Below are 22,615 nucleotides of genomic sequence, written 5' to 3'. Positions count from 1 at the left end.
TCACGCCGTGACCTGCCGCGCGTCGTCGCGGCGCTTGCCATATTTTTGCAGCCATTTGACCAGCCTATGCCCGCGCACCTCGACCAGCGCATAGCTCGCCCAGCACAGCAGCCAGGTCGCGATCAGCATCGCAAGAATGAATAGCCCGTCCATGCCGACGATCCCGCGCCCATGCGCCATGGTCATGATCCGCGCCACGACATCGCGCACCAGCGGATGCCACAGATAGATGGAATAGCTGATGAGGCCGAGGTGGAAGCTCACCGGATTGGACATGACCGCACGCACGGCCGGGCCGTTATAATAGCAGCTCAGCACCAGTGCGGGCAGCAGGCACACGACCAGCAGGTCGATCTTGCCCGGCAGCCAGAGCGCCACGCCGATCAGCGCGCAGATCGCCAGGAAGCCGCCCGGCCGGTCGATCAACCCCCGGCACCAGCGCCGGTCGGCGACGCGATAGGCGAGAACGCCGATCGAAAAGCCCGCGAGGCAGCGCAGCAGGGTCAATGCCGTGTCGCTGTCTATCACGTCGAGCGGTCCGCTCATCCCGCGTCCCGATGCCGCGACCAGCGCCAGCAGCGCGACCGCGCCGGCGGCATGGAGCCAAGCCCAGCGGGAAAAGGCGATCAGCGCGATCAGCGGATAGAGAAGATAGGCCGCGATTTCGGTGCTGACCGACCAGCTATTGCCGGCAATGGGTTCGGTGCCCCAGCCCCAGCTCTGCACCATAATCAGATTGCTGACGATATTGGGCGCATTGAGGTCGATCCCCTTGTTGCCCGATATGTTGAGCAGGATGCGCGCCATGAACACCAAAGTCACGACAAGGTGCAGTGGCCAGACGCGCGCCACGCGGTTGACCAGGAAATCGGCATAGCTGGCCCAGCCTGGCCGGCCCATGACGCGATCATGATAGCCCAGCGAAATGACGAAGCCGCTGAGGATGAAGAACAGGTCGACCGCCAGATAGGCGCGCGAAAAAAGCGGCATGGCAAAGGCCGCGAAGGCGGGATTGTGCGGAATATGGTAAAGCAGCACCGACAGCGCGGCCACGCCCCGCAGACCGGTGAGGGAGGATATCCTCATGCGCCCTGTCCGCCGGCGCTGGCCTGCCGCGCGGCGGGGGCGGCGTCGAAGGCGGCGCCGATCGCATCCCAGAGCGGCTTGCGGCGCATTCGGTCATCCAGTGGCAGGCCGCGGGACAATTGCCCGTCGGGCCACTTATAGTCGGGATAGTTGGACAGCCAGCTATAGCGATCGGACAGGCCCCAGCAGAGCAGCGCCTGCGTCGCGGGATTGTCGAAAGCCACGTCGAGAAAGGATTTGGCGACGGCGGCCACTTCCCGATCGCGCTTGTCGGGATTGGGCGGGCCCCCCCGGTCGGCGATGTCGAACTCGGTGATCGACAGGGCGAGGCCATAGTCGCTGAGCTGCCGGAGAAAGCGGGCGAACACAGCCTGGCTGAAGCCCTCGCGGAAGGGCTTGAGATGGCCCTGTATCCCAACCGCGTCGATCGGCACGTCGCGCGCCTTCAGCCGGTCGAGCAGCTTCAGCATCGCGGTGCGGCGGCGCTCGCAGCGGGGCGAATCATGCTCCAGCCCGAAGTCGGTGAGGAACAGCATCGCCTTGGGATCGGTCTCGCGCGCATGGTGGAAGGCGATGTCGATATAATCCTCGCCCAGCGCGCGCATCCACATGCTGTCCTGACGCATACCGTCGGCGCGGCCTTCATTGGGTTCGAGCGGCTCGTTGACTACGTCCCATTCGGCGATCTTTCCCGCATAGCGGGGCATGGCGACGTCGATATAGCCGAGCATCAGCTTTTCGCGCTGGTCATGGTTCGCCGCCTGCAGGGCGGGTTCCAGCCAATCGGGATTGGCGGCGTACCAGACCAGCGCATGGCCGCGCGCGCGCATCCTGTGCTTCTGCGCGAAGGCGATGATCTGGTCGGCGCCGCTGAAGTCGAACTGGCCGGGTGCGGGTTCGGTCGTCTTGCGCTTCAGCTCATATTCCTGGACCACCATGTCGCATTCCCGCGCGACGGCGGCGGTGAAATCCGGGTCCTCCTGCAATTGGCGCGATTTGATCGCCGCGCCGAACCAGCGGCCGGATCGGCGCGCGCGCGTGGCGAGGCTTTCGCTTGCCGCGCCGTCGCGCGCATAGCTTTGCGGCATCGGCGCGCAGCCCGACAAAGCGAGGGCGCCGGCCAGAAATTCGCGCCGCCTCAAAGCCGCGGTCCCTTGCCGGCGAGCAGGTGGGAAAAGTCGATCCAGCCGTCGGACATGCGGCGATAGACAGGATCGGGCATGACGATCTGCAACAGGACGGTCGCGGCCAGGCGCGGCTTGAACGCACCCCGGCAGAGGGCGGAGAAATAATAGCGCATCGCCCGGCGGCGGCTGGTGGGCCAGATGCTCTTGGCCGCGTGCCAGCCCATATAGGCGGCAAAGGCCTGGGGCGAAATATGAGGTTGCAGGTCGCGCAGCCAGATGAGGTTGCCGACATTGTCGCGCACCTGCGACAGGCGGTTGCCGGTCTGACGGTCGGTCCAGATGGTGCCGGGCCGCTCGGTCATCAGGAAGCGCCCGCCGGCGAGCGACAGGCGCAGCGCGAAATCTGTATCGTCGCCGAAGCCCACATCCTCGCGATAGCGGACCTTCTGCGCCAGTGCGCGGCTGAGCGCCATGCTGCTGGTCTGGATGAAGCCCCGATCGCACATCAGATAGCTGTCCATCGTCTCGCCGCTGGCGATGGCGCGGGGGGGCTTCAGGAAATGACGGCCGGCGCCGCGGTCGGCCACCACCTGGCCATAGGCGACGACATCCTCGCCATGCTGGAGCAGTATCAGCAGGTCCGACAGATGATGCGGCAGGAACAGGTCGTCGCAGTCGAGGAAGGCGATATAAAGGCCGCGCGCATGGTCGACCCCGGTATTGCGCGCAGCGGCCGCGCCGCGATTGGACTGGATGATCACGGTCAACCGGGGATCGTCGATGCCGCGCAGCGCTTCGTCGGTCTGGTCGGTCGACCCGTCGATAACAACGATCACCTCGATCTCGGCGATGCTCTGTTCCAGCGCAGAAACGACGGCGGCGACCGTCTCCTCGCGCCGCTGGTAACTCGGAATGACGACCGAGAAGAGCGGCGTCGCCGTGGTGCCGGCGCTGGTGGGGGCTGTTTCCATCAGTTTCATGACGGCTGCGGCGGGCGGCGGGCGGAATCCGCCTTGCCGAAATGGAGGACGAACCGGTTGACCAGCGACCGATAGAGCGGCTTGGGCAGATAGGATCGCAGCACCTGCCGGGCGATGATCTTGGGCGGCACGCCGCCTGCGACCAATCCCACCGCCAGGTCGCGGATCGCCAGCACCGGCCGGACCGGCGCCATATGATAGGCGAGCACGGTGGCGCGATAGCCCCGCCGCGCCCGCGCCGTCAGCATGTGGCCGCACCGGTCGAGCCAGTCGAGCGACGTTTCATAGCCCTTCACATAGGAGGTTCGCCCCGCTTCGGTCGCGTCGAGCCAGATGGTGAGCGGCTGGTCGATCATGCGGAAACGCGCGCCCGCACCCTGCAACCGCACGCAGAAATCGAGATCCTGCCCTTTTTTGAGTGCCGGATCGAACAGCACCTGCCGCGCCATATCGGTCGGGACAACCATGGTCGATGTCTGCATGAACTGGTTGGCGCAGAACAGATATTCGCCCACATCCTCGCCCTCGCGTATGCCGCGGTCGGGGCGTATCCAGTAGCGGTCGACGCCCCGGTCCACCTTCATCCGCGAATAGAGGACGGTGCGCCCGTCATCCTTGGCCAGCGCCTTCGCCATGATCGACAGCTTGCCGGGCAGGAACAGGTCGTCGGAATCGAGGAAGGCGATATACTGGCCGTCGGAGGCCAATATGCCATGGTTGCGCGCCGCGCCGCCACCTTCATTGTCCTGCCGGATATAGCGGACGCGCGGGTCGCCGATCGCGTCGATCACCGGGCGCGGATTGTCCTTCGACCCGTCGTCGATGACGACGATCTCCAGATCCCGCCAGTCCTGCGCCAGCACCGACCGGATCGTGTCGCCGACAATATCCGCCCGATTGTAAAGCGGGATGACGACGGAAAAGAAGGGGCGTTCAGCCTGATGCGTCGCATCGCTCATGCGCCATGCACCTTTCGATATTCTTCATAATGGACACCGGCGAGTCCGGCAATCTTGCCGGCCGCGCGATAGAGGCGGCCCAGCCGCTGGATGCGCTTGCCCCGGTCGAACGTCAGCAGGGCGCCCAATGCGCCCGACGCCGCGCCGCCCAGAATGCGGGGCGTTTCGCCCAGCAGCGCGCGCGCGCGCCCCTTGTGGAAGCGTTCGACCATCATGTCGGTCATGCCGATGCGATAGCCGCGCATCAGCAGCCATTTCTGCGTCACCCGGCTGGCGGGAATGAGTTCGGTGACGACCGCCTCTTCCGACCAGGCGAAGCGATGGCCGGCGCGCTGCATCCGGGAAAAAAGCTGTTTGTCCGACCCACCGGTCAACGCCATGCGCTCGTCGAACGGAGCATCGCCCATGGCGCGCAAAGCCGACGCGGCGATCAGCACATTGGCGGTGCTGTCGACCAGCTCGACCAGGCCGGACCGGCCGCGCGTCTTGGGCTGGAGCAGGGGATGGGGCGCCGCCCAGCTTGGCACCGGCGCATCCATCTCGCGCAGCACGGCGCCGCCGACCACATCGGCATTCCATTGCCGGGCGGTATCGACCATGGCGTCGATCCAGCCGGGGGAGGCGGCCTCGTCATCGTCCAGCATCGCGACATGGCTCACATCCGGGTGGCCGAGCGCCTGCGCGACAAGCGCGTTGCGGACGCGCGGAATGCCGCGTTCCTCGACCAATATGGCGCGGATCGGCCAGCGATAGCCCTGGGCCGCGATCCGCTCGACCACGGCCATGCCTTCCTGCCGGCCGGCGTCATTGTCCGCGACCAGGATTTCCAGATCGAGCTGCGTATCCTGCTCCGCGATCGACTGGAGCGTGCGCGCCAGCCCTTGGGGGCGGTTGCAGGTGGCGATGCCGAGGATGATCTTACCCATTGGGGGCCTCCTGCGCGCGGGAAAGGTGGCGGCGGGTCCAGGTCGGGCGGGGCCGCGCCTTGAAGGTCGCATGGGCAGTCGCGATCGCCGCGAGGAAAATCACCCAGACCTGGCGATCCTTGTCGAAGAAGGATGTTTCCAGCAGATTCTGGTACATGACGAACACCCATATGGCGAAGGCTGGCACCATCAGCGACTGGTTCTCGCGGGTCGAACCCGTCAGGAACCAGTAGGCCGGCAGGGCCAGGAAGCTGAGCAGCAGCATGATGACGCCGAGCGGCCCGGTCGTAACCCAGATTTCCAGATAGCCATTATGCGAATGGGCGGTCCGCATCTGGAATTCCTGGTTCAGATAGTCATGCGCGGGCGATTGCGCGCCGACCTGCCAGAAGCCGCCGAAACCCGAACCGAGATAGGGGTGATCGGCGAGATAGTCGAACACCACGCGCCAGATCGACACCCGCCCGGTGAAGGAGGTGGGATCGGCGAACAGCCGTTCGATTGTGGGCTGATAGGCGATGTAGAGCGCCAGGAAGCCGACCATGCCGAACCCCAGCATCAGCAGCAGCATGGCGCGCTTCTGGGTGTTGCCGCTCAGCGCGCGATAGATGTTGCTGATCGCGAGCATACCCACGCACAGCGCCAGCGAGGTCTTGCTCTTGGTCCCGATCACGAAGACGAACGCCATGACCGCGAACAGCGCATAATACCATTTACGCCGGTCGATCCAGGCATTGCCGCACACGATGAAGGTCAGCGCCATGACCGCGCCGGCGATATTCTTGTGGAAGAAGAAGCCCCGCCATGCGCCGACCAGCGCCCTGTCGTGCTCGGTCGGGGGATGCACGGCGGCCGATGTCAGCGGTAGCGAGATCCAGCAGATGAGGAGCGAAAGGATCAGCGCCGCGCGCAGGGCGTCGAACAATCGCTGCGGCCCGATCAGCGACAGGGCGCAGAAGGTGATATAGATCACGATCAACTGCTGCATCGCGCGCTTGAAGGACACGAAGGGATCGGCGCCCCAGGCGCAGGTGATGAAGAACCAGACCAGCATGATCGCCAGCGGCCAGAAGCTGAACCTGTAGCGCAACGGCTGCTTGCGGATGATCTGCACCGCCGTCAGCAGCAGGGCGAAGCCGATGAACAGCGCCTGTTTGAACAGGTCGGACCCGTCATTGGCCTCAGCCAGCGCCACCAGTTCTTCCTGCGTGCGCGACGCGAAGGGCTGCTGGCCGATGAAGACCATCATCAGGAAAACGAAATAGAAAATCTGGGCGATCCAGACCAGCCGCTCGCTGCCGCCGTCCGCTATGGGGGCGGTGCGGATGATGTCGGTCGCCGCCGGGGCGCTACCAGCGCGGTGCCAGCTTGTCGCCATGGCTCAGCCCCCCGCCTGCTGCGCGCGGCGCCACTGGCGGTCGAGCCGCCAGATGCCGAGCATCATCACCAGCTGCGACAGCACCACGCCGCCGATCGACAGCACCGGATCGGTTCCCAGCACGATCAGCGTCACCGCGACGATGCCGACGCCGCAACTGCGCAGGCTCTGCGCGGCGAGCGGGCGGAAGGCGCGGCGTGCCTGGGTCATCACGCTCATCGGCGTCTGCACGCACTGGACCAGCGAAAGCAGGGCGCAGAGCGCCACGGCGATGACGACGGCCTGATGATCGAGCGTGGGCTTGAGGATCAGGCCCGGAAACGCCTCCAGCACGATCGCCGCGACGATGCAGGTGCCCAACCACAGCAGCACCAGGGCGGCCATGAACATGCGTTCGGACTTGATCGCCGCGCCATGGTCGCCGCGCGCCACGGCGCGGGTCATGCGCGGCCGCTCCAACTGGGTCAGCGCAGTGATGCAGACATTGACCGGGCGGAAGAAGAGCATACCCACCGCGATCGGCGCAAAAGCGGTCGGGCCGGCCAGCAGGGTCACAATATAGCTGTGGGAATTGGATGTCGCCTCGGTCGACAGCACGCCCACCAGCGTCCAGGCCGACTGTTCGCGCCACACCGGGCGATAGGCGCGCAGCGCCCGGCCCGGCCCCATCGCGCCATGGCGGCGCAGGAAGGCGATTCCGAAGGGCAACATGCCGATCAGGCTGGCCGCCACCAGCATTCCGCCGATCGAAGACAGGCTGGCGCCCGTGCGCATCGCGATCATCAGGCCAATCAGGATCGTGCCGGCATAGGCAAGGTCGGATCGCGCCGCGCGCATCGGCGCATGATGGGCATAGGCGTTGGACCGGCCGAACCAGCGGATCAGCGAGAAGGTGCCGGCCAGCCCGAACAGCAGGGCGGCGGCGGGGGAGGCGGTGGCCCAGGCGATGGCGGCGCAGATCAGCCCCTGGCTGGCCGCCAGCAGCAGATTGACCGGGAAGAAGAAGTCGAAACGGCGTGCGTCGGCCTCCTCGCCCTGATTGACCATAATCGTGTAGGGCGTGGACACCAGGGCATTGGACAGGCTGTAACCAAACTGGATGATGACCAGCAGGAAGGCCAGCGTGCCGATCGCCGAGGTGCCCAGATGGTGGATCGAGAAAAGCTGGACGGCCAGATGGCTGACCGACACGATCGCCGACGACAGGCTGGCCAGGCCGAAGCGGCCGAGCACACTGCCAAGGCGCTGGATGCGGCCCGTCGCCGGGCGTTCTTCAGCGACCTGCGCTTCAGCCATGGCGATGCTTCCAGATCAGCCAGAGCGCGTGGGGATTGGTGGTGATGTAGCGCCAGGCGAGCTGGCGCGGACGCGTCACCATGCGGTGCAGCCATTCCAGCCCGGACTTCTGCATCCACATCGGCGCGCGCGGATAATCGCCGGTGACATAGTTGAACAGGCCGCCGCAAGTGACGATCCAGCCGGCCTTGATCCGGTGGCGGTTGCGCACGCAGAAGGCCTGCTCGCGCGGCTTGCCGGTGCCGACCCACAGGACATCGGGCGCGGCGGCATTGATCGCATCGATCACCGCATCCTCCTCCTGCGCGGACCAGAAGCCGTTGCGCCGTCCGGCCAGTTGCAGGCCGGGCGCCATGGCGGTGATCCGCCGGGCGCATTCGGCGTTCACCGTTTCGGCGGCGCCCAACAGATAATAGCGGACACCCGCCGCCGCCGCGGGTTGCAGGCTGTCGATGAACATATCGGTGGTGCTCGATCGATCGGCGATCACCGGGCCGCCCAGCCAGCGGGAGGCCGCGACCACGACCTGCCCGTCGGCATGGATCAGGTCCGCCTGCGCCAGGTCGGCGCGAAAGGCGGCGTCGCTGGCGTTCATCGACAGGCCCTGGCCGTTGCAGTCGAAGATCAGCCAGGCGGGCTGGTCGAGCGACCGGCGCAGCGGGGCTTCACGCAACATCTTGTCGATCAACGCCCTGAGCGAGAGAGTCGACACCGCAATGCCGCCGACCTGCGCGACCGGATGATCCGTCCGCGCGCCTTCCGGCCAGGGCATCGGATTGCCGGCAGCCAGATCGTTCATGCAATCACCGTCCCGGCGATCGGGACGCCGTGGCGATCGAGATCGTCGATGACGCGGCGCATGTCGGCGATCGCGGTGTTCCCGCGCCGCACCACCAGCGTCACCGCGTCGAAGCCCGCGAGGATGCTGCCATAGGGCGTCTGCTCGCCCTTGCGTTCGGCCAGGTAGAAGAGCATCGTCATGTCCTTGAGGCCCCAGCCGCCGGCGGTTTCGGCCAGCGGGCCGCGCGTCACCAAGCTGGATGCGCTGCCCGATGCGCGGCCGGCGGTCATCAGCCACAATCCCTCCACCGCGGTCTTGGCGGCGGGCAGTAGCGCCGCGCTGCCGATCAGCTGTTCGGCCAGGCCTGCCTTGTTGGCGACACGGAACAGCCGGTCGAGCGAAGGGCGGTCCATGTCGACGTCGACCGCCATGGTCGGCCCGTCCATCTGGGCCGTGACGACGGCGAGGTTGGCGGCCATGATCGCGCCTTCGTCGCCGGCCTCGATCGACAGCACCGCCAGCTTCAGCGCCGCCGGATCGCCATCCTTGGCGACAGCCCGCATCTTGGACCGGATGGTGCGGACCTTGGCCGCATAGGGATCGGCCGGGTCGAATGCGGCCGCGACCAGCGGGTCGACGCGCGGATCGCCGGCGGGCAACAGGGCGAAGCCGCCCTGGAGCGCGGCAAGCATGGCGGCATCCTCGCTGTCCAGCAGCCCCAGGTCGACGGCCGCGTCATGCAGCGCCAGACCCTCGGTCCGGGCATGGGCCTCGATCCGGGCGACATCGGCCTCGGGCAGGAAGCCATGCTCGACCGCCAGCCGGGCAAAACCCTTGCTGTCGCGGGCGCGGGGACGGGCAGCGGCGGTGCCGCCGGGGTTCATCTGCGGCGGGGCGCCAGCGGTGGAACGCAGTCTCATGCGGCTTCCTTATGCTTGGGGAACCACCCGGCCCGGATGGGCACGGGCATCAGTTCGGTGATGACATCGACTTGGGTGGCGCGGGCGACGCCGGTGGCCGATCGGACGCGGGGATGCACGATCTCCATCAGGATGACCCCGGCCACACCGCCGACCAGGCCCAGCGCGATGCCGGCGACCAGCATCAGCGGGATGTTGGGCTTGGCGGGCAGCAGCGGCACCACCGCCTCGTCCAGCGGGCTGGCGTTGGGCTGGGAGATCTGGCTCTTCAGGGCCGCCTCGTTGAAGCGCTGGCGCACCGTGTCATAGGTCTGGCGCGCGGCGTCGACGTCGCGCTGGAGCACCATCAGCTGGTCCTGCACATCCGACATGCGGATCATGCGGTCTTCCTGAGACGCCATATTGGCCTTGAGGTCGCCCTCGCGGCTGTTCGCGGCGACGCTGTTGGCGCTGACCGCCCCGGCCTGGCTGGCGCGGGCCGAGCCCAGCTTCGCCTGCAATTCGGACAGCTGGGCGCTGGCGGCGGCCATGGTCGGGTGGTTGGGACCGAGCGTCTTCGCCAGTTCGGACACGCGGGCCGATTGCGCCGCGACCTGCTCCTGCAGATTCTGGACGATCAGCGACCCTTCGATGTCCGACACGCTGCCGGCGCGCGCCTTGGACCGGGCGGCGGCGGCTTCGGCCTGCGCCTGGGTCAGCTGATAGGACATATTCTTCAGTTTTTCGGCTTCAAGGTCCATGCGGTTGATGCCGATGATGTCATGGGCGCGCTGGAAGTCGGACAGCTTCTTCTGCGCCAGCTCATAGCGGCGGCGCACTTCCTGCGTCTGCTCGTCGAACCATCTGGCCGATCCGCGCGCGGGCGAGGCGCGCAGCTCCACCTGTTCGCGCATGTAGATTTTGGCGACGAGATTCGCGACCTTGGCCGCCACGTCCGGTCTGGGGTCCAGATATTGGAGTTGCAGCACATTGCTCTGCCGGCCGGTGGTGATGGTCAGGTTGGCGCGCACCTGCGCGGCCGCCTGCTGCAACCGGGCCGCAGCAGGCATATCGGCGGGCAGGGCGTCGACGAAGCCGGCTTCCTTCGCCACGGCGTTGATCACCTTGGCGCTGCGGATCACGTCGGTCTGGGTGCCGATGATGCTTTCGACGTCGATCCGGCTGCCCTGATCGTTCGTGGTCGAGGTCGGATCGGTCTGCGACAGGTCGAGCAGCAGCGAGGCCGTGCCCATATATTGGCGCGGCTGCATGAAGGCGACGACCGCGATCAGCAGGAACAGGATGCCGCCGATCGTCGCGGCGGTCCGCCAGCGCGCCTGGAGCGCGGCCAGCAAATCGATGGGGTTCATGCTCATAGCCCGTCCACTCCTCGCAGCAATGCGCGCATCTCTTCGGCTGGCGATTGTTCGGGCGGCGCAGCAGCCACCGGCTGCTTGGCCATCAGCAGCAGGAATTGCGGCGCCAGCGTGTCCTCGAACATCCACAATTCGCCATTGGGGGTGGCGACCAGCGCCGGTTGCAACCGGGCCATCGCGTCGCGCGCCTGACCCTCGTTGATCGATCCGCCGCCCAGCACCTCATGGCCCAGGCGCACCAGCCGCTCATAGGAAATGGCCAGCATCTGCGCCGCCACGACGGCGGCCAGGCCGATCATGCGGCGATTGGCCCCCGCTTCCCACAGGATGCGGCGGAACAGAGCATAAGTGGCGTCGCTCATTTCCGACCAACCGGTGAGTGCGTCGGCCAGGCCCCGTTCGGCGTCCGCCAGCGTCACCAGATCGCGTCCCGCCGCCTCCGTGATCAGCGCGGCGTGCATACCGAACAGGCGGGCATGATAGGGCGATCCCATGGCCGCGCTCGCCAGCGTCTCCATGGCGTCGGCGGCGATCGTCAGCCGGGCGTTGGTGGCGCAGCTTTCCAGCAGCCGCTCCAACTGCGGGCGGGGGATGGGGCTGACCCGCTGCGGCGCCAGATGGCGGCGCAGCGAGGGATGGGCCGCGATCAGTCCGTCAATATCGCTGGCGATGCCGACCAGCACCACCTGCACCGGGGAATGAATATCGGTCAGCAGCTTCAGCAGCGATGCGACATCCTGCTTGGCGCTGTCGGATACGACCCGGTCATATTCGTCGATGATGAGGATGGAGCGTTCGCGCACCTCCTCGACCAGCAGCGGGGCGAGGCGCGCCACGTCGATCCGCTCGCCCAGCATGGTTTTCAGCCGCTCGCGCCCGGCGTTGCTCATCGGCAGTTCCGCCAGAAAGGGGCGGAACAGCGCGTCGAAATCGGACTCTCCGCTAGCCGAGGCGTAGAGGGCGATGCACCCCGCCTCGTCCGCGAGATCGCCGAAAACGCGCGCGAGCGACGTCTTGCCCGACCCGCGCGTGCCGAACACGACGGCATGTTTGCGCTGCACGACGACCGCCTCGACCAGCCTTTCCAACTCGCTGTTGCGACCGGCCAGGCCATGGCGATCCGTCACCGGCATCGCGGTGTTGAAGGCTGCATAGATGCTGTCGCGGCGCAGGCTGATCGGCCGGATCGGCGCGGCCATGGCGCTCATCGACAGGGGGCGGGGCTGCGGTGCAGCCTCTTCCTCCTCGTCATGGCGAAAGCCGGGAAGCGCGCGCATATCGGGTTGCAGCACCACCTCGTCCGGGATCAGCCGGTCGTTGCGCCGCGCGTCGCCGCGCGCGGAAGAGAGGAACCGGCTCAACAGGCCGGGTCGTTCATGCCAGATTCCTTGATCTATCGCGGTCAAAACAGTTTCTCCCGGATGATGAGGACGTCTTCAGGCTGGACCGGATCGTCCAGATTGGCCTGAATTTCCTTCCCCCCCCGGCGTACTTTTATGCGTTTTGTGGACCCTGCCAGCGTCGGGCCGCCCGCCAGCGCCAGCGCCTGGCGGAAGCTTTGCCCCGGCGCGTAGGAAAAGGCGCCGGGCTGCTGAACCTGGCCATAGACATAGACTTTCTCGGCCTGCGGCACAAACAGCGTGTCGCCCGGCTTCAGCGGCCGGTTGGCGCCCGCCGACATCTCCGCCAGCGAAATGCGGATCGGCGCGCCGCCTTCGGCGGGCGTCAGGATTACCGCATTGGCGCCGTCCTTGGTCGATCCGCCGGCCTTGGCCAGCATCGACGCGACGGTATAGGGGCGGTCAAGCGGATAATTGCCCGCCTGCGGCACATTGCCCAATACCGTCACGAAGCGGCTGACATAATTGCTGACTTCGACGCTAACCGACGGCTTGGTCAGATAGCCGCCGCTGGCATAGCCCGCGGCAATGTCCTGCGCGAGCTGCGTCGTGCTCTTGCCATTGGCCTGGATCGGGCCGATCAGCGCCAGCAGGACGGTGCCGTCCGGCTTGATGCGGGTGGTGGTGGACAGGTCCGGCTGGCCGAACACCGCGATCTTCACCTCGTCGTCCGGGCCGAGCAGATAGCCGGCGGCCGCAGGCTGCGACGCTGCCGGGGCGACGGCGGCCGTGCTCGCCGGAGCGGGCGCGGTCTGGGCGATGGCGGCCACCGGCAGCGCGATCAGGGTCGCGGCCTGGAGGAGGGTCAGGGTCTTGGCTGCTTTCACAGGTCTATACTCCCTGGATCAATCAGAATGTCATGGTCGCGCCCAGTGTCACCTGGGTGCCGCTATATTGAGAAATGTCGGTGTCGGTCCGGCGCCGGTAGTGCTGACCATCGAGCGTCAGCGCGAAGCGATCCGACAGCTTGCGGGTCAACACCGCGCCCAGCCGCAGGTTCCGGTCGGAATTGATGGTGAAGGGGCGCAGCGCGGCGTCCTGCCGGAACTTGCGCCGCTCCCATTCCGCATAAAGACCGGCCGACGTCAGTTCGGAAATGGCGAAATCGCCCTGCACCCGATAGCTGGTCTCGATCGCGAAACCCGCCGCGATCAGGCTGTCGTTGACGATCGCCCTTTCCGTGGCGGCGGTCAATTTCAGGCGGGAAATGGCGTTGGTGGAAAGGCTTACCTTCCATCCCAGCCCGTCATAGCTGCCGACCGCGGCGGAATCGCTGTCGACGTCCAGCCAGCGCAGGTCGGCGTCGATCTGGGTCAGCGGCGACACCGACCGCTGGAAGCGCAGGCCCCAGCTGTTGATCCGGTTCTCGATCCCGAGCGTGTCGCGCTTGCTGTTGACCCGTTCATAATAAGCGGTGAGCGTGCCCAGGCTCGGCTTGTTGTAGCCGATGCCGCCCATGAAGCTGTCGCTGGTCTGGTCGGCATAGTCGAACCGGTCGGCGTTGCGCGTCAGGTCGTGACTATATTCGGCGACAGGGAACAAGCCCGGCCGCTCGCAGGTGAACTTCGCCCCGAAGCTAGTGAAGCGCTGAAGATTTTCGGTCGCGCTGTTCAGGTCGCCATAATTGGCGCGCTGCTGCCGATAGGCGGCGCGCGGCGTGACCAGACAGGTAGCGCCGAAACGGATATTGGCCTTCGCCTCCGTATCGATGCGCAGCTTGCTCCGCTGCTCCGCCGAGATGAAGCGGTCATAGCCCAGCTTGCCCCGGAGCAATATATCGTGCCGGCCGATCGGCCGGCCGAAGGTCGCCTCGATCGATGGGGTGACGATCAGGTCGCTTTTGGGATCGTCCACCGCATCGTCGACGCGATAGACATTGTCGTCATAGAGCAGGTCGAGTCCGGCGGTCAGGTGAAAGCCATAATCGGCCAGCCGCCGATCATCGGACGGCGCGCGCGGCGCGCCATCTTCCTGTGCAAGCGCAGCAAAGGGCGCCATCGCCAAAATCGCAACGGTCCCGATCGCGGCGCGCTTGAAGCACGGCCGACGCGGTCTGCCGTCCATACCTGTCACGCAACTGCCCCTCCGCGAGGGCGGGCGATGATTTTCGATCAAAAACAGGAATCCTTGTTGCGTTGCAGCAATGCGGTCATGCTAACCCTCTTTGCATCCCGTGCACACTCGCCGGAATGCAATTGGTCGCAGCAAAGCAACGCTTCGGATCGTCCGAAATGGGCGGGTTACAGGCCGGAACCCGCCATGTCGTATCTGTTAATCTGGCAGCAAGCTAAATCGGGCGTTTCCGCCTTAGAGAATCGCCCAGACGATGGCCGCCATGGTCGCCAGCAAAGCGGCGACTCCGGCCCAGCGGGAGACGAACTGAACAGCGGTTTCCAACCGATCGGTCAGATCTGGAGCGGCGTGAGAACGGGCCGGAACGAACGCTTTTGCGCGCGTTTCTCCGGCTGGATGAGGTGCAACGATTACAGCAGACTTCTGGTTCCGCATGACACAAAAAAATCCCGCCTGTTTTTGATGCAGGCGGGATAGCTGTCGAGGGTTAACAAAAGGTAGGGATATCGGGCAGTTCGGGAACGGCTCGTCGCATTCCCGGCCGTCCGGCCACATCCATCAACTGGCTCCATCCATCAATAGGCGTTGCGGTGGACCAGGACGTTGAGCGTGCCGACCATGATCGCGATGTCGCGCATCAGGCTCCAGCCATGGAGATATTCAAGGTCGGCCTCGACACGGTTCAGGATATCGCGCCGCGTCTCGGTCGCGCCGCGGAAGCCGCGGATCTGCGCCAGGCCGGTGATGCCAGGCTTGAGCGCGTGGCGATGCCAATATTGGCGGTCGACCTGCCAGAAAAGCTGATCTTCGGCGGTCGATCCCAGCGCGTGGGGACGGGGGCCGACCAGGCTCATCTCGCCCATCAGCACATTGATGAGCTGGGGCAGTTCGTCGATGCTGGTCTTGCGGATGAAGGCGCCGACGCGGGTGATGCGGTCGTCGTCGCGCCGGGTGGAGGTGCCGCCGTCCTGACCGGCCTGGTTCACGCGCATACTGCGGAACTTGAGGATGTGGAAGATGCGGTTGCCCCGTCCAATCCGTTCCTGGCGGAAGAAGACCGGGCCTGGGGAGTCCAGCTTGATAAGGATGGCGACGACCGCCATGGCAGGCGCCAGCGCGATCAGCACCGGCACGGTCAGGACGATGTCCAGCAGCCGCTTCTTGGCCCGGTTGGCCAGGTTCAGCGGGCCGCGCGCCACCACCAGGGTCGGCATACCGCGACAGGTCTGGACCGCGAGCGGCGCCATCGAATCGAGGTCGGGGACGATGATCTCGCCCACGATATTGCCGCCCTTGAGCATCTGCGCCCAATCGTCCTTGCGGTCGACGGCCGAGGCGATGACCACCCGGTCGAATTCTTCCAGGATCGTGCCCAGCCGGTGGAGCATATAGGGATCGTCCAGGTCCGGGCGCAGGCCGGCCGCGTCCGCCTCGATCACCGTCATGCCGTCGACATGGTCGGGCATGACCCCGCCGTCGACGATCAGCAATTGCGCGAACAGCCCCTCGCCGAAATGGCGCCGGACCGCGTGCACGATCATCGCCCGCTGGAGCATGATCAGCGCCGCGCTGGTGAAGATACCCGACGACACGCCCAGGCGTGACAGGGTGCCGGTCGCCTTCAGCGAAAAGACCACCAGCAGGAAGATCAGCAGGGTGCCGGCCAGCGCCATGATGGCGCTGCGGCAGGAGGAAGTCATGCTGGTGAGGCAGCGGGGATTGAAGGCCTGATTGTGGAAGGCGAGGACGCCGTAGACGATCATTCCGCCCGTCAGCGGCTGCCAAAGCCAGTTGGACATGACGGGCTGGCCCGCGGCCTTCAGGCCGAGGGCGAAGCCCGTCGTCAGTGCGACCAGATCCGCCACGAGGAGGAACAGGCACAGGATCAGCCGGACGTTCCGCAGGCTGGCGGCGGTAGCGGGCTGAAAACGAGGAATATCCTTGATCGCCAGATCGATTTTCGACATCTGCAACCCTTTGTTCGCGTCATGACGTCATGACCATGCACCGTGCCGCCATTGCGGCCCGGTTTCAGGTCATCCCCTACGCTGTGATTTATGTTGCGCAGCAGCACGCCATAATAATCGCGCGCTGGCAATCGGGAGAAAGGCGCGAAGAAGCGGTTTTCCGACGACTTGAGGGGCGGCATGGACATATCGCCCCAAAGTCGCGACGACCTGAGCGAAGGCGACGCTGCGCTGCGGTAGCAATGATTGGAAACGATAGGGACGCAGATTGCCGTCGAATCAGTCGATGATCCACCAGGCGATCAAAAGGACTATGCCCGAAAGGGCGAGAGGCCCTGCCCATCTGGACAGGTGCTCGACGGCCCGTTCCGCCCGGGCGTGAAATGGCGCGCGGTCGGTGGAGGGGGAGGCGGCATAATCCCCGATCCGCGTCGGCGGATCATGACGGGGCGAGGCGGATGGCGCTTCCGCGTCGATCATCCTCTCGCTCGGTTCGGTAGGGAGGCCAGTCATGCGCGCGTTTTCCGTCTTCGCCTATCGATCGATCGGCCGTTTTTGCTTCAGCCTTCTCGGGCACATGAACGATATAGTTTTTCGGGCGGATTGCCAGTTTTGTCAGATAGGACAGGGAGAGGCGCAAAAGGGGTAGATTCAGCGAGTCGGCTCACCGTCCAAAGGCCGAAAGACGCCGATTTGGATCGGTCGCGATCGGGACCGCCGCTGGCCCGCTAGAGCCATTTCAGCTTCTTGAAACGGGCGTAGAGCAGGGCGCAGATGAGGGCGATGACCCCCAGCACGACCGGATAGCCGAACCGCTCCTTGAGTTCGGGCATATATTCGAAGTTCATGCCATATATGCCCGCGATCGCGGTCGGCACGGCCAGTATCGCGGCCCAGGCGGCGAGTTGCCGGGTGATGTCCCCCGTGCGCTGCTGTTCGAGCAGGGTCGAGGATTCGAACACGCTGTTCAGCACTTCGCGCAGGTCGTCCACCATGGTCTGCACCCGGCGCACATGATCGCGCACGTCGCTGAAATAGGCGCGGGCCTCCGGGTCGATGCAGGGCAGCTCCACCTTCACGAACTTGGTCGCCACCTCCTGCATGGGCAGCAGGATGTGCTGGAAGCGGATCAGCTGCCGGCGCAGGTTGAAGATGCGGGTGATCTCTTCCCGACCGAGGAAATGGTCGATCATCTGCTGCTCCATCGCCAGCACTTCCTCCTCGATTCCCTCGATGATCGGCAGATAGCCGTCGACGATGAAGTCGAGGATGGCGTGCAGCACATAATCCACCCCCTGCGCCAGGCGGGAGGGCACCGCCTCCAGTTCCTTGCGCAGGGTAAGATGCGCGCGGGCGGAGCCATGGCGGACGGTGATGATATGGCTATGGCCCACGAAGATCGCGGTTTCGCCGTAGCAGATGATGTCCGCTTCCACATGGGCGGTGCGGGCGATGACGAACAGCTGGTCGCCATAGAGGTCGACCTTGGGCAGCTGGTTCGCCTTGATCGCATCCTCCACCGCCAGCGGATGCAGGCCATAGGTGCGCGCCAGCGTCTGCATTTCCTCGACGCTGGGGTCGGCGACGCCGATCCAGACGAACTCTGCCTTGTCCTCGTTCGGCGCGATTCGTTCGTCGATCGAGACGGCGCGCACGCGCTCGCCATGGCGGTAAAGATAGGCGGCGACAACGGTCATGATTGCTTCTGTTTCCTCATTGTTTCCGTTGATTAGCAGAAGCTTGCCGCGGCGTCCCCCATGACGGGCGGTTCGCCGCGCCGACGCTTCTGCTCATATGATTTTCCCAAAAGGAGGTAGCGCCTGACTTCACCCTGACATAGTTGCAGTGAATAGGGAGCGCACCACGAAGCGCGTCGGACAGGCTGGAGAGGGCCGGCGGCGCGCGCGATCGGAGCCTGAAAATTGACCATAATCACAATCGATTTCGAGGCGTCCTGCCTGCCCCGCCATGGGCGTTCCTTCCCGATCGAGGTCGGGATCGCGGGTGGCGGGATGGCGCGCAGTTGGCTGATCCGGCCGCATCACGGCTGGGCGGACTGGGACTGGACGGTCGAGGCCGAGGCGCTGCACGGCCTCAGCCGCGCCCGGATCGCGGCGGAAGGATGGCCGGTCGAAACCGTGCTGGCGGAACTGGTGGCCGCAACGCAGGGGCGGCGGATCATCGCCGACAGCCTGGTCGATCAATATTGGCTTGAAACGCTGGCGCAGGCGGCGGACGTCGCCACACCCTTCCGAATCGAGCATGTCGCCACGCTCTTCGACGAGCAGGGCGCGGACGAGGCGCGGATCGGCGCGGCGGTGGCCCATGCCGACGGGCAGGGCGTGGCGCGGCATCGGGCGGCTGGCGACGCGCTGTGGCTTGCGGCGCTGGTCGACCATGTAACCAATGGCGTGCAGCCCATGCCGGCGCTGATGGCCGCGCAATGAGGCGCTGAGTTGCGTCAGCAATGATTTGTTACACTCAGCCAATTACGCAGACATTCATCGGACCTACACCCGACGCAATCGCCCGGTCGTTCCGGCCTGGCGCGAAGGAGTAGCGTCCATGTTCCTCACCATTGCATCCCAGTTCGTCGCGGCCCTGGCCGCGGCCGCCGCCCCGGTCCACAGCGTCGAGATCAACCATGGCGCCCAGGCCTATGTCGCCAGCTATCATGCCCAGCCGGCGGTCAGCCTGCGCGAGGTCGAGCCGCGCTTCGCCAATCGCGGCGCGGTGCCGGTCTGCCGCTGGCAGGCGGACCTGACCGTCAACCGCGCCGTCGCCGCGCAGGGCCGCGCCGTGCCCGCCTTTGGCAAGGCGATCCATCGCTTCGCCCCGCTGTCGGGCAGCTATGCCGGCAGCTGCGCCGCCGCACGCAGCCAGATCGACGCGCAGGTCGCCCGCTATGCCAGGGCCAAGGCGGCCGAAGCCGTCGCCGTCGCGCGGCAGGACCGCGCCGTGCTGGTCGACGAACTGGACGGCGTGCGTGCGCTGACCGTGCCGGACGCCAAGCAGCGCGGATGAATCCACCGCTGGTCCTGATTGCCGAAACCCAACCGGATTTGCGGCATAATGTGCGTGAATTTCTGGAGCAGAGCGGCTTCCGCGCGCTGCCCGCGGCTTCGGCGCACGATATCTTCAACGCCCTGACGAGCGCGCCGGTCGGCGTGCTCGTGCTGGACGCGGCGTTGCGCGGCCCGGACGGCCTCGACCTGTGTCGTGACGTGCGGGAACGCAGCGACGTGCCGATCATTCTGGTCGGCGCCAACAGTTCGGAGGTCGACCGGGTGGTCGGGCTGGAACTGGGCGCCGACGACTATATGGCCAAGCCCTATTCGGCGCGCGAACTTGCCGCCCGCTTGCGCGCCGTGCTGCGCCGGGGGCGGGGGGAGCGGGCGCTCGGCCTTCGCCGCCAGACCCAGGCGATCTTCGACGGCTGGGTGGTGGACTTCGCCCGGCGCGAGGTCACTGACCCGCAAGATCAGCCGGTGGAACTGACTGCGGCGGAATTCTCGCTGCTGACGGTCTTTCTCGATCATCCCCAGACGGTCATCGCCCGCGCGCGGCTGATGGAGCTGGCGGGGGTGCGCGATACGCCTTCGTCCGACCGCAGCATCGACGTGCTGGTCAGCCGCCTGCGCCGGAAGCTGGGTGGCGGCGGCTGCGCTGCGCCGATTGTTACGGTTCGCGGCGTCGGATATATGTTCAGCGCCGTCGTCGACCGGCGATGACCCGGAAATCCCTGCGCCGAATGGCGGTTTTCCGCGGTTCGGCGCGCCAGTCGCACCTTTTTTAGCCAGACATATTATTTAACAAATGCGCTGCGTTGCAGCAAAGCCGCATCCCTATTCTTCATTCTACACCGGTCCGCCCCCTGACCGGCGCCGCCATAGAAAGAAGGATAGACTCCATGAACGAGCTTATCGGTCGCGTGTTCAGCTTTGAGACGAAGGTCTTTCCGAACGAGAGCGCGCTATACAATCAACTGGCGAGCCACGGGCAGAGCCCCAAGGCGCTGATGATTTCCTGCGCCGACTCGCGCATCGTCCCCGAACACATCATGCAGGCCGCGCCCGGCGACCTGTTCGTCTGCCGCAACGCCGGCAACATCGTGCCGCCGCACGCCACCCAGAATGGCGGCGTCACCTCCACCGTGGAATATGCGGTGATGGTGCTCGGCGTGCGCGACATCATCGTGTGCGGCCATAGCGACTGCGGCGCGATGAAGGCGCTGTCCACCAATGCCGACCTGACCGCCATGCCGAACGTCGCCGCCTGGCTGCGCCATAGCCATGCCGCGCAGAAGGTCTGCCGCGAAAGCTATCCCGACGATCTGAGCGACGCGGAAAAGCTGCGCAACATGGCGCTGGAAAACGTCGTTGCCCAGTTGGCCCATCTGCGCACCCATCCCTCGGTCGCATCGGGCATCGCGCGCGGCGATATCGCCCTGCATGGCTGGTATGTCGACATCCACGCCGGTCAGGTGCTCGGCCTGGACGGCGAAACCGGGCGCTTCTCGCCCCTGCGCGAAGGCGCGCCGATGCCGATCGCGCTTCCCCACGGCCGTCGCCTCGCGGGCGAAGCGGCCTTTGCCCAAGCGGCGGAGTAAATCATGGTGAAGGCTCTTTCCGGCGGTCATCTCAGCCGCGATTTCACGGCGTCGATCGTCGTCTTCCTGGTGGCGATGCCGCTCTGCATGGGTATCGCCGTGGCTTCCGGCGTGCCGCCGGAAAAGGGCCTGATCACCGGCATCATCGGCGGCATCGTCGTCGGGCTGCTGGCGGGTTCGCCGCTGCAGGTCAGCGGCCCGGCCGCGGGGCTTGCGGTCATCGTCTTCGAAATCGTCCGGGAACAGGGGCTGTCGGCCCTTGGTCCCATCCTGATCCTGGCCGGCGCGATCCAGATCGTCGCTGGCCTGCTCAGGGTCGGCGGCTGGTTCCGCGCCATCTCGCCCGCGGTCGTGCACGGGATGCTCGCGGGCATCGGCGTGCTGATCGTGGTCGGCCAGTTCCATGTGCTGTTCGACGATAAGCCCTTGTCCAGCGGCTTGCGCAATCTGGTCGCGATGCCCGGCCAGATTCTCGGCCTGTCGAATGGCGGCGCGGCGACGGCCTTCGCGGTCGGCCTCGTCACCATCTTCGGCATGTTGGGTTGGGAGAAATTCCGCCCCGCCTCGATGAAGCTGGTGCCGGGCGCGCTGGTCGGCGTCGTGCTGGCGACTTTGGTCGCCTTCCTCCTCGGCCTGCCGGTCGCGCGCGTGACCGTGCCCGAATCGATCGTCGCCGCCGTGACGCTGCCCGAAGGCGGGCTGCTGGCGCAGCTTCTGAATCCGACGGTCATCACCACAGCCATCGCCATTGCCTTCATCGCCAGCGCCGAAACCCTGCTTTCGGCGGCGGCGGTCGACCGTATGCATGACGGCGTGCGCACCAATTATAACCGCGAACTCAGCGCTCAGGGCGTGGGCAACCTGCTCTGTGGTTTCGCCGGCGCGCTGCCGATGACCGGTGTCATCGTCCGCTCCTCCGCCAACGTCCAGGCGGGCGCGAAGACCCGCCTGTCGGCGATCCTGCACGGCATCTGGATTTTGGGCTTCGTCGCGCTGCTGCCCTGGCTGCTGCGGGAAATCCCGATGGCCGCGCTGGCCGGCATCCTGGTCATCACCGGCGTCCGGCTGGTGAGCGTCGCGCACGTCAAGCATCTCTTCCACCTCTATGGTCCGCTCCCGGCCGTAGTGTGGGCGGCGACGCTGATCTGCGTGGTGGCGACCGACCTGCTGACCGGCGTGCTGGTGGGCATCGGCCTGTCGATGATCGAGCTGCTGCCGCACGCCAAGCGGCTGCGCCTCAAGGTCGAGGAAGAAAGCCGCGCCGATGCGCATGAAGTGGCGCTGCGCGGTACCGCCACCTTCCTCAGCCTGCCCAAGCTGTCGGCGAAGCTCGAATCGCTGCCGGCCGCCGGTCTGGTCATCCTGAATGTCGAGCGCCTCGGCCATATCGACCATACGTGTGCGGAAATGCTGCGCGAATGGGTCGATCGCCGCCGTGGCGCGGGCGCCCCGGTCGAACTGTTCGGCGCAACCGGACGGATGCGCCAGCTCGTCGCCTGATCCACCCCCCTCGAACAAGGCGACTTAGGAGCCGCCGTGCCACCCCCGGGCACGGCGGCTTTTTTCATTCTGATACGATTTAGAAACAGATTGGAAATATAAATTGCGCCTTTAGCAAATAACCGTGCTTCCTATATCACAATATTCCCGATCCTTTCGCAGGTGCGGCAAAAGCGGTTTGCCTGCGGGACGGGAGGGAATAGTCCAGAGACATCCGCCGGTATCGGAGACGATCAACCAAAGATCTTCGGGCTGCTG

At 65.9% G+C, this 22,615-nt stretch carries 22 protein-coding genes; 6 read left to right on the top strand and 16 right to left on the bottom strand.

The annotated features are described in order from the left end of the window. From AC58EF_RS02525 to AC58EF_RS02465, 13 genes are read right to left on the bottom strand one after another with little or no spacing between them, the layout of a single operon-like run. Nucleotides 1-1,086: an acyltransferase family protein gene (locus tag AC58EF_RS02525; RefSeq protein ID WP_497274238.1), complete on the bottom strand. Its 1,086-nt coding sequence runs from the start codon at nucleotides 1,084-1,086 to the stop codon at nucleotides 1-3. After that, a complete protein-coding gene (locus AC58EF_RS02520; RefSeq protein ID WP_497274236.1) occupies nucleotides 1,083-2,228 on the bottom strand; it encodes an endo-1,4-beta-xylanase in 1,146 nt (381 codons plus the stop codon). The genes AC58EF_RS02525 and AC58EF_RS02520 overlap by 4 nt, the downstream gene beginning before the upstream one ends. Beyond that, a complete protein-coding gene (locus tag AC58EF_RS02515; protein ID WP_497274234.1) occupies nucleotides 2,225-3,184 on the bottom strand; it encodes a glycosyltransferase family 2 protein in 960 nt (319 codons plus the stop codon). The genes AC58EF_RS02520 and AC58EF_RS02515 overlap by 4 nt, the downstream gene beginning before the upstream one ends. Before the next feature lie 5 nt (nucleotides 3,185-3,189). Further along, nucleotides 3,190-4,152, bottom strand: coding sequence for a glycosyltransferase family 2 protein (locus AC58EF_RS02510; RefSeq protein WP_497274232.1), 963 nt, complete (start codon nucleotides 4,150-4,152; stop codon nucleotides 3,190-3,192). Next, nucleotides 4,149-5,078: a glycosyltransferase family 2 protein gene (locus AC58EF_RS02505; protein ID WP_497274230.1), complete on the bottom strand. Its 930-nt coding sequence runs from the start codon at nucleotides 5,076-5,078 to the stop codon at nucleotides 4,149-4,151. Before AC58EF_RS02505 ends, AC58EF_RS02510 begins: the two co-directional genes overlap by 4 nt. Next, entirely contained in the window at nucleotides 5,071-6,456 is a 1,386-nt protein-coding gene (locus AC58EF_RS02500) for an O-antigen ligase family protein (RefSeq protein WP_497274228.1), read from the bottom strand. Before AC58EF_RS02500 ends, AC58EF_RS02505 begins: the two co-directional genes overlap by 8 nt. 3 nt (nucleotides 6,457-6,459) lie before the next feature. After that, on the bottom strand, nucleotides 6,460-7,752 hold the full coding sequence (locus tag AC58EF_RS02495; protein WP_497274227.1) for a polysaccharide biosynthesis protein: 1,293 nt from the start codon (nucleotides 7,750-7,752) through the stop codon (nucleotides 6,460-6,462). Then, nucleotides 7,745-8,524, bottom strand: a complete 780-nt coding sequence (locus AC58EF_RS02490) for a WecB/TagA/CpsF family glycosyltransferase (protein WP_497274947.1) — start codon at nucleotides 8,522-8,524, stop codon at nucleotides 7,745-7,747. Before AC58EF_RS02490 ends, AC58EF_RS02495 begins: the two co-directional genes overlap by 8 nt. A gap of 23 nt (nucleotides 8,525-8,547) precedes the next feature. Continuing rightward, nucleotides 8,548-9,453, bottom strand: coding sequence for a P-loop NTPase family protein (locus tag AC58EF_RS02485; protein ID WP_497274225.1), 906 nt, complete (start codon nucleotides 9,451-9,453; stop codon nucleotides 8,548-8,550). Beyond that, nucleotides 9,450-10,808, bottom strand: a complete 1,359-nt coding sequence (locus tag AC58EF_RS02480) for a GNVR domain-containing protein (protein ID WP_497274224.1) — start codon at nucleotides 10,806-10,808, stop codon at nucleotides 9,450-9,452. The genes AC58EF_RS02485 and AC58EF_RS02480 overlap by 4 nt, the downstream gene beginning before the upstream one ends. Then, nucleotides 10,805-12,214, bottom strand: a complete 1,410-nt coding sequence (locus AC58EF_RS02475) for an AAA family ATPase (RefSeq protein ID WP_497274222.1) — start codon at nucleotides 12,212-12,214, stop codon at nucleotides 10,805-10,807. The genes AC58EF_RS02480 and AC58EF_RS02475 overlap by 4 nt, the downstream gene beginning before the upstream one ends. Then, on the bottom strand, nucleotides 12,211-13,035 hold the full coding sequence (locus AC58EF_RS02470) for a polysaccharide biosynthesis/export family protein (RefSeq protein WP_497274221.1): 825 nt from the start codon (nucleotides 13,033-13,035) through the stop codon (nucleotides 12,211-12,213). The genes AC58EF_RS02475 and AC58EF_RS02470 overlap by 4 nt, the downstream gene beginning before the upstream one ends. Before the next feature lie 22 nt (nucleotides 13,036-13,057). Further along, entirely contained in the window at nucleotides 13,058-14,215 is a 1,158-nt protein-coding gene (locus tag AC58EF_RS02465) for a hypothetical protein (RefSeq protein WP_497274945.1), read from the bottom strand. Between the two features lie 93 nt (nucleotides 14,216-14,308). Here AC58EF_RS02465 and AC58EF_RS02460 point away from each other — a divergent pair, with 93 nt between their 5' ends. Beyond that, nucleotides 14,309-14,758, top strand: coding sequence for a hypothetical protein (locus AC58EF_RS02460; protein WP_497274220.1), 450 nt, complete (start codon nucleotides 14,309-14,311; stop codon nucleotides 14,756-14,758). 98 nt (nucleotides 14,759-14,856) lie between these two features. On the opposite strand, the gene AC58EF_RS02455 is transcribed toward AC58EF_RS02460, so the two are convergent. From AC58EF_RS02455 to AC58EF_RS02445, 3 genes are all read right to left on the bottom strand, one after another. Then, nucleotides 14,857-16,248, bottom strand: a complete 1,392-nt coding sequence (locus AC58EF_RS02455) for an exopolysaccharide biosynthesis polyprenyl glycosylphosphotransferase (RefSeq protein WP_497274218.1) — start codon at nucleotides 16,246-16,248, stop codon at nucleotides 14,857-14,859. A 279-nt stretch (nucleotides 16,249-16,527) separates the two neighbouring features. Further along, the gene (locus AC58EF_RS02450; protein ID WP_497274217.1) at nucleotides 16,528-16,761 is read right to left on the bottom strand and encodes a hypothetical protein; all 234 of its coding nucleotides are present in this window, start codon (nucleotides 16,759-16,761) and stop codon (nucleotides 16,528-16,530) included. Nucleotides 16,762-16,976: 215 nt separating this feature from the next. Next, nucleotides 16,977-17,945 carry a magnesium and cobalt transport protein CorA gene (locus AC58EF_RS02445; RefSeq protein WP_497274215.1) on the bottom strand — a complete coding sequence of 323 codons (969 nt, stop codon included), beginning with the start codon at nucleotides 17,943-17,945 and terminating at the stop codon, nucleotides 16,977-16,979. Between the two features lie 225 nt (nucleotides 17,946-18,170). Between AC58EF_RS02445 and AC58EF_RS02440 the strand changes: the two genes are divergently transcribed. The 5 genes from AC58EF_RS02440 (at nucleotide 18,171) to AC58EF_RS02420 (ending at nucleotide 22,357) form a co-directional block, all read left to right on the top strand. Further along, nucleotides 18,171-18,695, top strand: a complete 525-nt coding sequence (locus AC58EF_RS02440) for a hypothetical protein (RefSeq protein ID WP_497274214.1) — start codon at nucleotides 18,171-18,173, stop codon at nucleotides 18,693-18,695. Between the two features lie 118 nt (nucleotides 18,696-18,813). Next, a complete protein-coding gene (locus AC58EF_RS02435) occupies nucleotides 18,814-19,272 on the top strand; it encodes a hypothetical protein (protein WP_497274212.1) in 459 nt (152 codons plus the stop codon). Then, entirely contained in the window at nucleotides 19,269-19,979 is a 711-nt protein-coding gene (locus tag AC58EF_RS02430; RefSeq protein ID WP_497274210.1) for a response regulator, read from the top strand. Before AC58EF_RS02435 ends, AC58EF_RS02430 begins: the two co-directional genes overlap by 4 nt. A gap of 179 nt (nucleotides 19,980-20,158) precedes the next feature. Then, on the top strand, nucleotides 20,159-20,857 hold the full coding sequence (locus tag AC58EF_RS02425; protein ID WP_497274209.1) for a carbonic anhydrase: 699 nt from the start codon (nucleotides 20,159-20,161) through the stop codon (nucleotides 20,855-20,857). A 3-nt stretch (nucleotides 20,858-20,860) separates the two neighbouring features. After that, complete coding sequence (locus AC58EF_RS02420) at nucleotides 20,861-22,357, top strand: SulP family inorganic anion transporter (RefSeq protein ID WP_497274208.1); 1,497 nt, start codon at nucleotides 20,861-20,863, stop codon at nucleotides 22,355-22,357. Nucleotides 22,358-22,615: the final 258 nt, after the last annotated feature.

The sequence above is a fragment of the Sphingobium sp. WR1 genome, assembly GCF_059693745.1.
The sequence above is the reverse complement of the archived record's forward strand: the minus strand, read 5'-3'. Positions and strand labels throughout refer to the sequence as shown.

What these genes read in the sequence shown, in the direction of transcription:
- AC58EF_RS02525 (WP_497274238.1), bottom strand. Translation starts at nt 1,086, where the DNA reads ATGAGGATATCCTCCCTCACCGGTCTGCGGGGCGTGGCCGCGCTGTCG.
- AC58EF_RS02515 (WP_497274234.1), bottom strand. Translation starts at nt 3,184, where the DNA reads ATGGAAACAGCCCCCACCAGCGCCGGCACCACGGCGACGCCGCTCTTC.
- AC58EF_RS02510 (WP_497274232.1), bottom strand. Translation starts at nt 4,152, where the DNA reads ATGAGCGATGCGACGCATCAGGCTGAACGCCCCTTCTTTTCCGTCGTC.
- AC58EF_RS02505 (WP_497274230.1), bottom strand. Translation starts at nt 5,078, where the DNA reads ATGGGTAAGATCATCCTCGGCATCGCCACCTGCAACCGCCCCCAAGGG.
- AC58EF_RS02500 (WP_497274228.1), bottom strand. Translation starts at nt 6,456, where the DNA reads ATGGCGACAAGCTGGCACCGCGCTGGTAGCGCCCCGGCGGCGACCGAC.
- AC58EF_RS02495 (WP_497274227.1), bottom strand. Translation starts at nt 7,752, where the DNA reads ATGGCTGAAGCGCAGGTCGCTGAAGAACGCCCGGCGACGGGCCGCATC.
- AC58EF_RS02490 (WP_497274947.1), bottom strand. Translation starts at nt 8,524, where the DNA reads ATGCCCTGGCCGGAAGGCGCGCGGACGGATCATCCGGTCGCGCAGGTC.
- AC58EF_RS02485 (WP_497274225.1), bottom strand. Translation starts at nt 9,453, where the DNA reads ATGAGACTGCGTTCCACCGCTGGCGCCCCGCCGCAGATGAACCCCGGC.
- AC58EF_RS02480 (WP_497274224.1), bottom strand. Translation starts at nt 10,808, where the DNA reads ATGAGCATGAACCCCATCGATTTGCTGGCCGCGCTCCAGGCGCGCTGG.
- AC58EF_RS02460 (WP_497274220.1), top strand. Translation starts at nt 14,309, where the DNA reads ATGATTTTCGATCAAAAACAGGAATCCTTGTTGCGTTGCAGCAATGCG.
- AC58EF_RS02455 (WP_497274218.1), bottom strand. Translation starts at nt 16,248, where the DNA reads ATGTCGAAAATCGATCTGGCGATCAAGGATATTCCTCGTTTTCAGCCC.
- AC58EF_RS02450 (WP_497274217.1), bottom strand. Translation starts at nt 16,761, where the DNA reads ATGACTGGCCTCCCTACCGAACCGAGCGAGAGGATGATCGACGCGGAA.
- AC58EF_RS02445 (WP_497274215.1), bottom strand. Translation starts at nt 17,945, where the DNA reads ATGACCGTTGTCGCCGCCTATCTTTACCGCCATGGCGAGCGCGTGCGC.
- AC58EF_RS02435 (WP_497274212.1), top strand. Translation starts at nt 18,814, where the DNA reads ATGTTCCTCACCATTGCATCCCAGTTCGTCGCGGCCCTGGCCGCGGCC.
- AC58EF_RS02430 (WP_497274210.1), top strand. Translation starts at nt 19,269, where the DNA reads ATGAATCCACCGCTGGTCCTGATTGCCGAAACCCAACCGGATTTGCGG.
- AC58EF_RS02425 (WP_497274209.1), top strand. Translation starts at nt 20,159, where the DNA reads ATGAACGAGCTTATCGGTCGCGTGTTCAGCTTTGAGACGAAGGTCTTT.
- AC58EF_RS02420 (WP_497274208.1), top strand. Translation starts at nt 20,861, where the DNA reads ATGGTGAAGGCTCTTTCCGGCGGTCATCTCAGCCGCGATTTCACGGCG.